This window comes from Nostoc sp. FACHB-892, from assembly GCF_014698795.1.
In the GTDB taxonomy this organism is placed as follows: domain Bacteria; phylum Cyanobacteriota; class Cyanobacteriia; order Cyanobacteriales; family Nostocaceae; genus Nostoc.
Window position 1 is genome coordinate 15829 of the sequence record NZ_JACJTR010000031.1, and the last position, 15737, is coordinate 31565.

The 15737-nt window shown below is 34.1% G+C and carries 5 protein-coding genes; all 5 read right to left on the reverse strand.

What is annotated here, in order from left to right; all coding sequences use genetic code 11:
• Nucleotides 1-72: 72 nt before the first annotated feature.
• On the reverse strand, nt 73-4773 hold the full coding sequence (locus H6G96_RS28705; RefSeq protein ID WP_190915911.1) for a PfaB family protein: 4701 nt from the start codon (nt 4771-4773) through the stop codon (nt 73-75).
• Nucleotides 4774-4842: 69 nt separating this feature from the next.
• Nucleotides 4843-6543 carry an SDR family NAD(P)-dependent oxidoreductase gene (locus H6G96_RS28710; protein ID WP_190915914.1) on the reverse strand — a complete coding sequence of 567 codons (1701 nt, stop codon included), beginning with the start codon at nt 6541-6543 and terminating at the stop codon, nt 4843-4845.
• A gap of 364 nt (nt 6544-6907) precedes the next feature.
• Complete coding sequence (locus H6G96_RS28715) at nt 6908-7864, reverse strand: hypothetical protein (RefSeq protein ID WP_190915916.1); 957 nt, start codon at nt 7862-7864, stop codon at nt 6908-6910.
• 74 nt (nt 7865-7938) lie between these two features.
• Entirely contained in the window at nt 7939-13260 is a 5322-nt protein-coding gene (locus H6G96_RS28720) for a type I polyketide synthase (protein WP_190916008.1), read from the reverse strand.
• Between the two features lie 403 nt (nt 13261-13663).
• Nucleotides 13664-15661, reverse strand: coding sequence for an SDR family oxidoreductase (locus H6G96_RS28725; protein ID WP_190915918.1), 1998 nt, complete (start codon nt 15659-15661; stop codon nt 13664-13666).
• Between the last annotated feature and the right edge of the window lie 76 nt (nt 15662-15737).

The following is a 15737-nucleotide window of genomic DNA, read 5'->3' on the forward strand; positions in this document are numbered from 1 at the left end:
TAAATTAATTTAAGCAAAACTTGAAAATGCCAGTATTAAAGATATTAACCTAACTGAAAAAGCCAAATTATCTTACTCATTATTCTCATTCAATATATTTTTAACACAAGATATTTGTAGCTCAAGAATTTTCTTTAATTGTTTACCTGACTCATTCCGTGCTTCTAAAAATACAGAATGGTCTTTAAAAACTTGTAAATTAATATCATCTATATTGTTGTAATGAGCTTGTGTAAGTTTCAAAGAATTGACATTATCGACATTATTTAATGGATAAGATCCAATAAGTGGCGAGTTGAAAGACGTAACTACTTGGATTTCATTTAAATTTTGTTTTTCTTGTGTTATTTTCATGGAAGTATTAACAAAATCTCGATCTTTATTCAAATCTTCAAAATCCTGATCGCGTTCAGATACTGAAGATAAGTTTTTCTCACTATAAACTGCATCTTGAAAAATTTTACGATTATTTTCATTTAAAACTATATCAAATATTTTATCTCCACCTAAAGTAAGTGTTTTAAACATTGATAGTTTTCGAGTCAATTTCTCTTCTGTTGGTTTATATAGGGGAGACAGATTTAAAGGAACCTGATGACTAGCAAGTTTTGCCAATGCTTTGATAATTGATGTTTGCTCATCAATACCTTTTTGGTTTAAAAATACGGTAATATGTTCTTTACTATCAATAATTTTATTAATTAAACGAGAACTATCATTGCCACAACCTACTTCAATAAAAATTTTTGCTCCATCCTGATAAACTCTATTAACTAATCGAGGCAAATCAATCTGATTACAAATAACTTTTGTTATACTACGAGCAACTTCATTGCTTTCAAGTCTTAACGGTGCGTAATCGGCAGCAGAGTAGAAGATAATACTAGGAATGTTTTTAATAGTATAAGTAAATAACTGAATTAATCGCTCGTATTCTGAATGCATAACAGGACAATGTACTACTAAATCAAGAGGAAGATATTGAGCATTACATTTTAATTTTTTGATAACTCGCTGACAAGCTTGTTTTTCACCAGCAATGATGACTTCATCTGAAGAATTAATTAGAGTAATATAAAGATGCTCTTCATCTTTAATACATTGTTGAACTTCTGATGAATTTGCTAACAATATATAGGTACTCCAAAAATCGCTATCTTTTAAATCTAGATTCTTTGGTAGTCTCCAATACTCATGTATAACTTGCTTTTTCCCAGAAAGTCTTGTTTTGAACAGATTCGAGGCTTGTTGTTTGTAATTTTCTTGATGTAAATGACTATTACTTAAAACTCCTTGTGCAATTAGCATAGTGAGTTCACCCAAACTAATTCCAAAAGCAAATTTGGACTTAATTTGGAAAATATCCCGCAAAATAGTAGTGTTAACGCTAGAGATTTGAACTTCTATTTGAGAAGTTATTTCTCCATCATTTGCTAGATATTGATTTTCAAGTGCGTTTAATTGACTATTAAATAATTTATTTAAACTTCTTGGATAAAGTAACTTTGCATTTGCAACAACACTACTATTAAGGTTATTAGTATTTAAGTAATCGAACACTCCAGGCAGTAAACGGAAGGTATCTTTACCTATACCCAAAAAAGAGCTACCGACTCTTGGATATACATAAGCAACTTCTCCTCGCTTACCTAATGGATGCGCAGTAAAATAACTACCAACTGGTGTTTGCCAATTTTTACCAGTTTCAAAGGCATTATCTATACCTTTATGGGCAAATGTCATTTCTTTTGCTAGTTCAGATTTATTATGCCCTAAAATAACTAGAGTGTAGTGTGCATTTTCATGCTGTTTAAAGATATTGAAAGTTTGTGTTGCAGTTATATCAAGCGAGGAAGAATTATCAATAGTCTGCTGTAAATTTGCCAATTCTTGGAGTAGCTCACTGCGGGTATTGGCTGCGATTGGGAAAAGATAGAAAGGATTTTTATGGAAGTTATAGTTGTTTTTTAGCTTTTGGCTTGGTTCTTCAGACATAACAATATGGGCGTAACTCCCATCAATGCCAATACCATTTACCGCAGCAACTCTTTTTACTCCTTCTTTTTCAGTAAACCAAGGTGCTGAGTCAGTAGCGACGTAAAAGCGGCTATCCTTCCACATTTGAGGTGCTTTTACCTTTGACCAGTTAGGAGTAGGAGCAATATATTTGTGATGTAAACAAAGTGCTGTTTTAATTAAGCTAGCGATCCCTGATGCAATGAAAGTATGACCAATATTGGCTTTGATGCTACCTATTGCACAGTCTAAACCGTTTTCGCTACGTCCGTAAGCTTGAAGCAGCCCTGCAATTTCCGCTTCATCTTGCTGTTGTATGCCACTGCCAAACACTTCAAGATAATCAATATCGCTAGGTTGAATATTTGCAAGCTGAAAAGCATTTTGACAAGCTTTTGTTACACTTTCCGCATCAAAACTAGGTAAACCCGTTTGTAATTTATCTAAATCATATTTATGGTACGCAAAACCAATTGCATTAATTACTGCGTAAATACTGTCACTATTTTTTTGAGCGGTATCGTGACGCTTAAGAACAACGGCACCAGCACCTTCTCCAATATTCCAACCGTTGCTGAACTCGTCGTAACTTAAAGTATGTGTACCTGTATTGATTTTTGCAAATTGATTTTGCAACCAGACATAATCTAACCCACCAGCTAAATCAACAGCACCAACGACCACAGCATCGACCTCATAAGCAGAAAGTAACATTTGTGCTACTTCTAGGGCTTTAAACACGGAATTTTCACCTGCGCTGAGAGTAAATGAAGAACCACTGAAATTCCATAGTGAAGAAATTCGCGTTGCCATGAGATTGGAAGTGTAGCTCAAAGAAGTAGCACTTTCAATTGGTTTTGTTAAACTGTCCTTAAGAATACTTTCTAGTTGGGTGACTTGTTCAGCAGATAAAGTAATTTTTCCATTGCGTAAACCTTCTTTTATTTGCCAAGACAGATGCCATCTCTGATATCCTCCATGCACTTTTAAGTCGGTATCGGCAGCAATAATTACTGCTACATTACTTCCTTCCTCAATACGTGCATCCACGATTGCTCTGTTTGCAACCTTAAGCATAAGCATTTGCTGTGGATTCAAATGTTCAAATTCATTCGGAGGAATTCTGCAAGCAATGGTATCAATTTCGATGTCATTTATATATGCTCCTGCTGGTATTTCAACTTCACTCATACCGTGTTGTATGAATAAATCCTTTCGGTCTTCCATTCCATGCCATCTTTTTGTTGGAACAGAAATAAAATGCTGCGTTCCATTGTAAATGCTGCGTTCAAATGCATCTTGTCCATCGCAATTACCAAAAATAGCATCCATACCAACTATTGCTAGTTTGGCTAGTTGAATTGGTTTTGGTGTTTTACTCAAAGCATCAATAGCTTCTGGTTTTTCTCTCTGTTCTAAAATTAAGTGAGAATTACTACCTCCAAAACCAAAAGCACTGATAGCAGCACGTTTTACTGACGATTTGCTTTGCCAAGCAGTTGGAGCTGTCACAATACTTTGCGATGACACTAAATTTTGTTCGGCGCCTACAGGTTCAGTAATATTAATTGAAGGTGGAATTACTCCATTAGACATACTCTCAACTACTTTGGTCAAACTTACCATCCCCGCTACAGATAGCAAATGACCAACATTACCTTTCACGGCGCCTAACGGTGGAATTGCTTGATGTTGACCAAAAAAGCTTTCTATTGAATTTAATTCAATAATATCTCCAACTAAAGTACCTGTTGCGTGGCACTCCAAATAATCAATATCTTTTGGACTAATTTGTGCTTCTTTGTAAGCACGTTCAAATGCTAAAATTTGTCCTTTTGGATTGGGAACTAATGAATGTTTTCCTCGACCATCATTCGATAATCCATTCCCGCAAATAGCCGCAAGTATTTTATCTCCGTCACGAACCGCATCACTATATCTTTTTAAGACTACTACGCTCGCTCCCTCAGACGTAATTATTCCTCGCGAAGATTTATCGAAGGGACGGCTAATACCATTATCTGGATATGCTTGAATAATTGAAAAACCCATTCGTAAACTTAAAGGGTCTGTACAGCAAATAGCTCCTGCTACCATTAAATCAGCTTGATGTGTCCACAAATAATGTGATGCTAGCTTAATTGTATAAAATGATGAAGAACACGCAGCATCTATACAAAAGTTAATATTAGATAAAGAGAATGTTTGAGCGACTAAAGCAGCAGGAAAACTTGAAATCATTCCATTATATAGGGAAGCTTTGCGCTTAATTGTTGCAGAGGGTAAGTTAAAAGATTCTTGCTGTAGAAGCTCCGCAGTTGCAGCTTCTATAACTTGTTGATATAATGGTGCAAACAATTTTTGCGAATACTTAGTTGGCGTTGAGAGATTGCCTAAAATTACACCACATTTTGAAAGAACAGATTTATTTCTTATATAACCACTTTGTTCAAGTGCTTGTTTCGTCACATATAGAGACCATTTGTAAGTGTCATCAAGACTATTGATTAGTTCTTCTGATAAATTGTATTCAGAAGCCTTAAATTCAAAGTTACGAATAAATCCTCCCTTACTGGAATAAAATTTATCTGTTTTTCCTTTAACTGGGTCGTAAAATATTTCTGGCTCAACATCTAAATCAGAAAATTGAATTTCGGATATAGAATCTTTACCAGAAATTAAATTTTGCCAAAACTCATGGCTATTTTTAGCATCTGGAAAAAGGCACGATAATCCAACAATTGCAATTTTATCCATAAATACCTCATTTTTTATACTAAATAAATTACAAATTACTAGTAACAAAATATTTGACGTACTTTGTTATTATGTAAACCAACGTATAAATGTAACTTCAAATAAACGGGCGCTTACCTTTCCTTGAGAATTGAAAATGACAAAATCTGCAACTGTACTAAAATCTGACTCAGACTTAATTTCAGTAGTTACGTAAAAATCTTCATTGCATGGGATAGGTGCAAATTGCTCGTACCTTTCAAAGGATGCAGGTAAAGCAGATTTTTGATAAAAATGCTGTAACCATATTCCTAAAGGATGAGTACTAACATCAAGAGCATAGGGATTGAACCACTGCACAGGAAATTGCCCTTGTTGTTTAGCCTCTATTTTTTGCCAAAAACACTCGGCAGTAAATTTCTCTTGACTAAAAGTTATAAACTTATTCATTCCTTGAAAAGAAACACCATGAAAAAGCATTCCTACCCAGTTTTGATAAAAATTATTATCTTTCCAGGGGGGAATTGTATCTTTTTGCTCTTCTGGCAAAGTATAAAGGGGTGCAGAAGGTATTTCACGCAAAAATTTAAATTCTCCGCTAAAATGATATCGTACTTTCTGAGACTTTTCACTAGAAATTCGTGCAAAAACCTCAACTTCTTGAATGTTATTATCTTTTGCTTTTTCTTGAATATCCAAAATATATTCATCTACAAAAGTTTCATCAAAAATGATTCCTTTCAATACTTTAAAATTTTTACAACTAAATAATCGATATCCTGAATAAATATTTTCACAGGTATTTATAATCCATGACATGGCGCAAGTTGCAGGTAATACAGGTTTGCCAGCAATAATGTGATCTTGTAAAAACGGGTTTTCGTCTAAAATTAGCTGACGACGAATACGATATGTTTTTAACTCCAAGTTAAACTCTGTTGCAGGTGGAAATACTGGACTAGTAACTAAAACTTGTGGTGTCGCTTTGCTAGAATTAAGTTCTTTAACTAACATTTGTGTTCCAACTTCTACTGGAATAATACCAATATTTCGTTCAGTAAAAGCTTTTTTCAGTTCTGGTGTCACCATACCACTTTCCCAAGGTCCCCAGTTAATAGCAACTACATGACAGTTTGGATATTTCTGCTGAATTAAATGTGCTGATTTATTGAGAATTTCGTTAGCCATAGCATAATCGGTTTGACCAATATTGCCGTAAAATCCTGATGTAGATGAAAATAAAACAATATGTTGGAGTTGAGCGATATTTACACAGGAAAGAAGGTTTTCTAAACCTTGAACTTTTGCTGCATAGACAATTTCAAAATCTTGTTCTGTTTTCTTTTCAATTAATTTATCTGCTAAATTTCCTGCACCATGTATAATTCCTGTAATTGCACTAAAATGTGTAACTTTTGCTTGTAAACTCACATAATCTGTGACATCAATATTAAAATACTCTGCACTACCTCCTGCTTGTCGAAGGCGAGAAAGCGTATTTTTGATTTCTCGACTGGCAGAAATTTGATTAAATATTTTTTGTACACTAATTGGAGTTGGTTTTTGTGCTTGCGAAAGCTGGTACTCCATTATGGATTTTTTTAATCCATATTCATCGAAATAGTTTTTAACATACTCTGGTTCAATTTTGATAATGGGTGAACGACCAAGCAATATAAACTTGCACTGGTATTGTTGTGCTAATGTGATTACACATTCACTTGTCACACCTCTTGCTCCTCCACTAACAAGAAATACTGAGGATGAATTAATTCTCTTTGCTAATTTCATATATGCTCCAGATTTATTAATTTACTGCAATATTCACAAGATTATGAATAACGTTATTTGCTAGGTTTTCTATAGTTTCCTTACTTACACATGGTTCGATATATGGAAAATTTAAAATCATTGCCCCTTTAAAACTTGAAACTGCTACACTTAGATTAATTCTTAATTTAATTGTAGGAATAAAACTAATTTCTTCTAGTTCAAATAGTCCATAGTTTTTGGGAATCGATACTTGACCAATATTAGTTACAAATATGCTATTGCTATCTAAAGATTTTTTACTTTCTATTAAAGAGCTATAATATTTATCAAATATAAAAAGTTTACTAAAAATATCATCATTTTTTAAATCTATTGCTATCTTTTACTTAAGTTCTCTTGCCAATTTCCAGAAACTCGTATTTTTATTTATATTATGAAATGTATTAATACCGGAAGTAAATGTACTTATAATTTCATCGTTAATTGCTGGTTGAATACATCTGCGTAAATCAATTGCTGATTGACACTTTAGTTGTATATTCATTTCTTTAGAAACAGCTAGTTTTTTAGCAGATGCAAGCAGCATTGCTACACATATAGTACTATGTACTGTTGTATTATTATTTTTACAAAAATCTTTTAATTCTGTAGTTTCATCATTGTTAAGTCTTTTTTGAATCATTCCACAATAACGTTCCTCGAAATGTACATATTTTTCCATCTTCAATACTTGTGGTTTATATCTAATTGATTCAAATTGACATTTTAATAAAAATATAAACAATTTTAACTTGCTTTTAAAATCCTGCATTCTTGCTGGTAGTAGCTCAGTAAATGGTGGAAGTGGAGGATGGATATTAATTTCATCAATGATTTCACCTAATGCAAGTTTTTGACAATATCTAAATATTTGTGAATGCAATTTTACGCATGATAATCCATCTGAAATAGCATAATGAGTAGTCGTAATTAGATAATTCAAATGATCATCCTTACTTACTTGAACTAATACAGTTCTTATTAATCCTTGATCGCTTTGCATTTTTTGGTTTAATTCTTGTAAAACAACTTCTTGATACTGTTTGGCGTATTCTTTCTCTCCAATTCGCAAAGGAATTTTGCTTACTCCTGTTTCAAAGGAAAGATTATCCAAATTGCCAGCGATTCGAGAGTTTGGCCGAGGGTGTTCATGTTGAATAATATCAAGAGCTTGTCTAATAACTTCCGCATTTACAAGTCTTTTGATGCGACTAATTGTGACTATATTTGATGAGTTAGTACGTTGATTTAGAATTTCAAAAGCTTTCTCGTTAGATGAAAGTTTTCTGTCGTAAACCATAAGTTTTTTGAGTGAGAACTACATAAACGAAAGTAACAAGAGCTTGTTGCCGTTTTTGCCTCAGTCTTGAATAATTAAGACCCCAGCAGGTATTTGCTATCCTCTGTGCTAATTAGAGTTGTTCGTCCTTGTGAACCATATGCAACTTCTGAAATATAAAGATTTGGATCATGCAATTCGGTAATGATGTAATGTGCTGATTGTTCAACATCAATATCAGGACTCAGGTCAATTGCTCGACAAAATACATTTTCCCATTCCCATTTCAAACTTTTGGTTAATCCAAACAAGCTACCACCGATGACATTGAAATTAACTTGACCTGAAAGTCCAAAGGCTCCATCAAGACGAGCTACAGTGCAAAAACAACTGCGTCCGTAACTTGAGGCATCTTTGAGAGATTTTTTCAGATGTTTTGCTATCAGGAATATATGTTTAACAATCGCCTTTTCTTCTTTCAAATAAGTCATTTTATCGTTATGGTTTGCTACCAGCTTAGGATGAAGATGAATAAAAATCCCAACTTTTCCGTAATTTTTGGTAATTTCACCCAACTTTTGCTGTAAATGTTCTTCGCTCAAATCTTCCAACATAATACGATTTATGCTTTGGGGTAATGGCTGTTGATGGAGAAGTGATTGAGGAAAACTTAAAACAACAACTTTAAAACCTCGATCAATAAGTAACTGAGCTAGTTTTATAGTCGTAGGAGAACCATCATCGGTAAGTAAACTGATATATCTCTGTGGTAATGTAAATTCTAAAAAATCTGGTCGAGGAAGAAATTTTAGTTCTACCGGACTACGAACAATATTATGTTCTAAAAGCTGTTGCTTATCACTAGACTCGTTGAATAACTTTTTTTTTTCACTAGCAGCTAGCTGTTGAATATATTCGACTATTTCACGGATGGTGCGTTTTTCTGCAAGTTCTTCCAAATTTGGTTGTGGTAAATCAGGATATAAGGTTTGCATCGAAGCTAAAATTTCTACACGCTTGATAGAATCGATTCCTAAATCAGCTTCCAAATCCATATCAAGTTCCAGCATTTCTACTGGATAACCTGTTTTATCACTCGTAATCGTAAGTAATTTATCACTTAACTCCGTAAAATCAATTTCCACTCCTAGTTCCTGCTCAGAGTCTAATTCAGATTCTGTAGTAGCTATTTCAGGTAATTGTTCGGATTCAGCAATTGTCAATTCTGTATTTTGTAAACTATGTTCTGGAGGATTTACTAATGTTTGTACATATTCTACTATCTGAGCGATACTGCGTTTTTCTGCAAGTTCTTCCAAATTTGGTTGTGGTAAATCAGGATATAAGGTTTGCATCGAAGCTAAAATTTCTACACGCTTGATAGAATCGATTCCTAAATCAGCCTCCAAATCCATATCAAGTTCCAACATCTCTACTGGATAACCTGTTTTATCACTTGTAATAGTTAACAAATTATTACCCAGTTGCTCAATCTCAATATTTACGGTTGAAGTTACAATAGCTTCTTGCTGAGTAAAATTAGTAGATGTTAAAGGAATAAATGTTTCTTGATTATTCCATTCTTCAAGTTTTGTTTCTTGCCATGTCTCAGTTGCATCATCAGCTTTTAACTTGTTGTTAACAACAATCGCAGTTTCACTAGCAAATGCATTTTGACTATTCCATTCTTCAATATGTTTATTTTTCCATACCTCAGTCGCATCAACTTCATCTTCAATAACAGGTGATTCAAAATCAGCAATATATTTACCATTTGAGGTGACAGATTTTACATCTGAGTTTTTTGATATATCATTCGGCACCTGATAAAATTCAACTGATTGCGTATTTGGGGTATTAAAAACTAAACTAGAATACTCTTGTTGTAATCTATCAAAAAAGTGCCTGCCATATTCAACCTGATGTTGAAGATATTGCTCGTGAGCGCGCAAAGTTTCACTATGATGTTTATGAAACTGCAACATAGCACGTTCTAAACTGTCAATCATTTCAGGTTTAAGTATCCCAGCATTATCTGTAACCTTACCATTCGCAAATAAATTATTCTGCTGCTGTATCATTTGAAAAAATGTTTTGATATAATCTTGCTGATGGTTGAGATACTGTTCATGCAGTTGTAGATTATTACTTTGATACTGCTGAAATTGGTTCAGCAAGTACTCCAAACTTTCTAACTTTCGTTGATTATTCATAGCTTCATTTGATTTGGTAAGCATATTTAAATCTGATACTGGGAACTGCTTCTGGGTAGCAACGTTGATTGCAGACTTTCCATTTTGTCCGTTATCATGTAGATTACTTTCTAAATTTCGTTGATTATTCATAGCTTCGTTTGATTTGGTAAGCATATTTAAATCTGATACTGGGAACCGCTTCTGGGTAGCAACGTTGATTACAGACTTTCCATTTTGTCCGTTATCATGTACATTATCTAAACTAGTTTCAAGTATTTTTGGCATTAATGAATATGAAGAACTATTTTGATGTGATTTAATCCGACTGTTATCACTTAAAGCATTATTAAACGCTTTCTTTGTTTTTTCAGAAATATAGTTTATGCTGCTTAAACGTACTATACAATTTTTATTTTTTGTAACTTTAGGAAGCTCAGAAGGTAGTTGATAAGGGTCAATATGTTTTAATTGTAGTCCTGCAACACGCAATTGTATAACAGCTTCTTGTAATAAGCGGTCACTATCTTTCTGATTGCTAGAATTCAATGCCACAGCTATATGTGGGCGTTGACCTAAAATATCTTTTACAAAGTTAGTTAAAACCCGTTTTGGACCAAATTCAACAAAGCAATAGCCTCCTTCTGCATAGATATTTTCAATTTCTTGGTGAAACAATACTGGATTTGATATCTGATTTTCTAACGTTTTTTTAATTAATTGTGGTTGCTCAGAATAAAGGTTACCTGTAACATTTGTATAAACCGATATTTTGGGTTCTTTAAAAGTTACATGCTCACAAGCAATAGCAAATCTTTTACGAGCAAATTCAATCAGTGGTGTATGGAAAGCAGCTGCAACAGGCAGTAATACCGCAGTCGTACCTTGATTTTGTAAAATCTGTTGTATTTTAGTTATCTGAGCAGTATTTCCTGCTATAACAACTTGACGTGGAGAGTTAAAATTAGCAACTTTAACTTGTGGAAATTCCTTAATTACCTCTTTAACTTTATAGATATCTTCTTTAACCGCAAGCATTTTTCCAACGTCACCAGAGTTTTGAGAAGTTGACATTGCTTGTCCTCTGGCTTTTACCAAGAAGCAATAATCTTCTTCACTCAGTACTCCCGCAGCCCATAACGCAGTTAATTCTCCAAAGCTATGTCCTGCGGTAAAATCAGGTTGAAACCCTGCTTGTTGCAAAATTTGATACATGCCTGCACTCAAAACTGCAAGTGCAGGTTGAGCATACTCTGTTCTTTGTAGTGCAGTTACTTGGGCATCTTTTTCTGTTTGTCCAAAAACTGGTCGTGGAAAAACAATCTCCGACACAGGCTTTAAATTATCTTGGCGTAATAGTTCATCTATATGCCCATAAAGCTGTTGTAATTCTGGGAAATTAATTACCAGTTCCTTACCCATCCCTAAGTATTGAGAACCTTGTCCAGAAAACAAAGCTACTACTTTTCCTGATAAATCCATTCCACAAGCACGATAGTAAATTCCTTGTGGATGCTCCCAAGAAGCAAAGTTAGATTTTTCTTTTAAGCAATTAATTGTTATTTGCAAAAATTTGATGGCTTCAATACGAGACGCTACAACAAATCCGACTCTTGCCGCCGAAAGATGAATTTGAACTGATTTACAATCTTCTATCAATTTTGTATAGTATATATCGCCTGAATCAGAGTAAAGCTGGCTAAGAAGTTCTTGACATTTGTTTAATAATTTCACTGAGGTTTCTGCGAATAACAATACTGCATCTGGAATTGGTTGCAAACGATAAGCTTCATTATGCTTGCTTGAGTATTCTTCCAGAACAACATGATAGTTACTGCCACCAAACCCAAAAGAACTTACACCTGCTCGTCTTGGCGTTTTGTTATCCTGAATCCAAGGTCTAGTTTCGGTATTTAAATAGAATGGTGAATCTTCTGCATTTAGTTGTGGGTTTGGCTGAGTAATGTTGATTGTGGGTGGTAATATCTTATGATGCAGTGCTAAAGAAGCTTTGATTAAACTTGCTGCACCTGCCGCAGCTTTAGTATGTCCAATTTGAGATTTAACACTACCAAGAGCAATGTGTGGCGAAGAACCATTCCCTTTTCCAAAAAATTCCTTCAAGGACGTAAGTTCTATGTAGTCACCAGCTAAAGTACCTGTACCGTGTGCTTCTATCAACCCAACAGTTTCATGAGCAAAGCCTGCGTCTTCATACGCACGTTGTAATGCTTTTACTTGCCCCTCTTTCCGGGGTGCATAAATACTTTTAAATCGACCATCACTAGAAGTACCGATTCCCTTGATAACTGCATAAATTTTATCATTATCTTTTTCTGCATCTTCGAGGCGTTTGAGTACCAACATCCCAATTCCTTCTCCTACAAGCATCCCATCAGATTGAGCATCAAAAGGGCGGACATTTCCAGTAGGAGACATCGCAGGAGTTTTAGTAAAACAAATATAAGTAGTGATTGAGTTATTAGTATCTACTCCACCGGTCAACATCATATCAGAGCGATGTTCGACCAATTCACTAATTGCAACCTTCAAAGCACTCAATGAGCTGGCACAAGCTGCGTCAACAACACAGTTCATACCTCCAAAATCAAAGCGATTAGCAATTCTTCCTGCAACTACATTTGCCAGCATCCCAGGAAAAGCGTTTTCATCCCACTCTACATAAGCACTTTTAATTTTTGAAATAATTTTATTCGTATCCTCATCAGACAAACCACTGCTTTTCAAAACTTTTTCCCAAACAGGATAGTGAAGCCTTGCAGTAAGAGGTATACTCAGTTGATTAGGTTGTGCAACTCCTAAAACAACCCCAACTTTTTCACGATTAAAATTATGTTTTCCATCGTAGCCAGCGTCTTTCATTGCTTCCTTGGCTACTACTAAACTTAACAATTGGGAAATATCTGTTACTTCTAAAATATTAGGTGGAAGCCCAAACTCAATTGGGTCAAAATCAATCTCTGGTATAAACCCCCCCCTTTTAGAATATGTTTTGTCAGGTGCCTTGGGGTCTGGGTCATAATAATCATCAATATTCCAGCGGGAGAGTGGAACATCAGTAATACAATCAATTTTTTTAATAATATTATCCCAATATTCTTGCAAATTTCTAGCTTTTGGGAATAACGAAGCCATGCCAATAATAGCAATAGGAGTATGATGTAATTTCTGATTAATTTTTGCTGTTTGCATGATTTTTTGCATCTGGCTATTTTTACACTCAATCAGTTTCAACAATTTTTTTTCGTAGTTATCTATTTCATTAGATAACTTTGCTAAAGCTGCATTAAATTTACAAATATACACTCATTGATATCTCCGACTTTACTAAAATTTATTTTAATATTTTATGTTTAGCCCTAATAAATTTGCTTTATCAGCACATTGGGTTTAATTTGATATTACTCCCTTCTTTAGTTCTGTAATACCATTTTCCTTCCTTATGTGAGGAAATAAAATCAGACTTCTGTCTGATCTCTTCTACTTTAAACTTCTTTTATAAATTTGCTGGTTAAGGTGGTAGTTTTTATTTTTCCCACTCAAGCAAAGTTCTGACTCATACTTTTGACAAAATCCTTAAGAGATCGAATGAATTAGCTGTGCCTTATTAAGAAGGGAAATAAGAAAATCCGGGTGATGAAAGAACATTAACTACCTTAGTAAGGCTTCGCAACTCAGCGATCGCTTTAACATCCAGTTCAATTTCGGGGAATTCCTGTTGCATCACAGCAAAAATCTCCACCCGCTTGATTAAATCAATTTCCAAATCTGTTTCTAAATCCATATTCATTTCCAGCATATCGATTGGGTATCCAGTTTTGTCACTAATGACTTCTAACAATCGAGTACTAAATTTAATAACATTGATGGAATCTGTGGCTAAAACATTTACAATAGGCGCTGGAGCAGTACTTGGAACATTGGTAAAATTATCCTCTACAGAATAACTCTTGTTTTCAAGGATGGGTGGATCTTGAGGTGATGTAGAAACTGGCGCCGTTTTTGGTGTCCTATTTGATGTACTGCTGGTTGGTATATTTTCTTGTGTAATAGTCACTGCCTTTAATTTAGGCAGAACCTGACATAATGTAGTTACTTTAGAAGCATGTTTACCATTGCTTGATAAGATAGTTGAAGTATCCATGTAATTATGCACTTCTTGCGGACTCGAAGAAGAAGGTGCAACTTCGGTTTTATCGATGGGATTTGAGAGTGCAACTTCCATATATTTATTACTTGAGTTATTGGATATTTGAATAGTTGCAGCTTCTGCTTCAGCTTCGAGAATAGAATTAGATACTTGATTTAGACCATAATCATTAGGCGTATTCGATATATTTGTAGACAAGTTTTCTGCTTGAATTAATTTCAATTCATTCTTTAAGTAGCCTTCGTAGTTAGCATTATATTGAGGCTGATTGCTAAGAGAATATTGTTTGTTAGGAGATGGTATAAAACCTTTTTTGATGCAGTAATTTAAGTAGGTAGAAATTAACTTTATATCAACATTAGGGCAGATAATACCTACTTTATCAAGAAATTTTTGGGCATTTGATGTATCAAGTTTAGTTCCTGAGAAAACCATAACACAATGGGGAGGTAAATCTGAACCAAATAAAAAATATAAAAAAAGTATAAAACTAGTAAAAGCAGAACTGTAAATTTTTCCTTCTTTTAAAATAAGATTGCTTTGAAATAACTTTAGATATAAATCAATGGAAATTACTTTAACTTTATAACCAAAATCAATTATGAGATTTACAAATTCATAAAAATGCCTCTGGTCTGGATTCACAATATGAAAAGTTTGACCATAAGCTGATGGATTAAGACCAAGGTAAAGAGAAGCTTTGGCTGCATAATCGACTGGGGTTAGATAGAAAAAATCTTCAGTAAAATAAAATAATTCTGTTTCAACTATGGTTTTAACAATACTATAGTATATGCCTCTATTAGTAGTACCTTGAAGTGGATAACTGCCTGTTTTACTATCACCAAAAATATCGCCTAGTCTGACTATAACCCATTTTAAACCTCGTTTACTTCCCTCATGAACTAGCTTTTCAGCATTTATTTTTGTCAACTCATATGGTTGATAATCAAAACTTTGTCCAATATCAAGGTCGTTTTCTTTAAATGTAAATTCATCCAAAAGTTTACTACCTACTACGCTGTAACTTGATGTATGCAGCATTGGGATATTGCCAGTTAGACAAAACTCAATTACTTCTGAAGTTCCTTGCACATTCACCTCAGCTAATTTTTTATAACTGGCTACTAAATTCACATTTGCTGCAACGTGAAACACTTGGTCAATTTGATGGACAAGTTGGTAGTAATCTTCAGGGTTTAAGCCAAATTTGGGTCTAGTAATATCCCCAATTATAGGAATAACTTTTGATTCAAATTGCTCGTACAGGATACTATCTGGGTCGTAAACTGCAAGCATATTTGCAATTCTTATTCTTGCTTTTTCTGTATCCTCCGCCCTCACTAAACAATACACCTTGGCTTTTGTAGTAGCTAGAATTTCATATAAAATTCTTCCTCCTACTACTCCTGTAACACCTGTGATAAAAATATTTTTGCAATCAATCAATTCCATCGTCTTAATTTAACTCCACTGTCAGGTTTCTATCGCACCTATATTTAGATTCTGTTAATGCAATAATTGCTTCTTT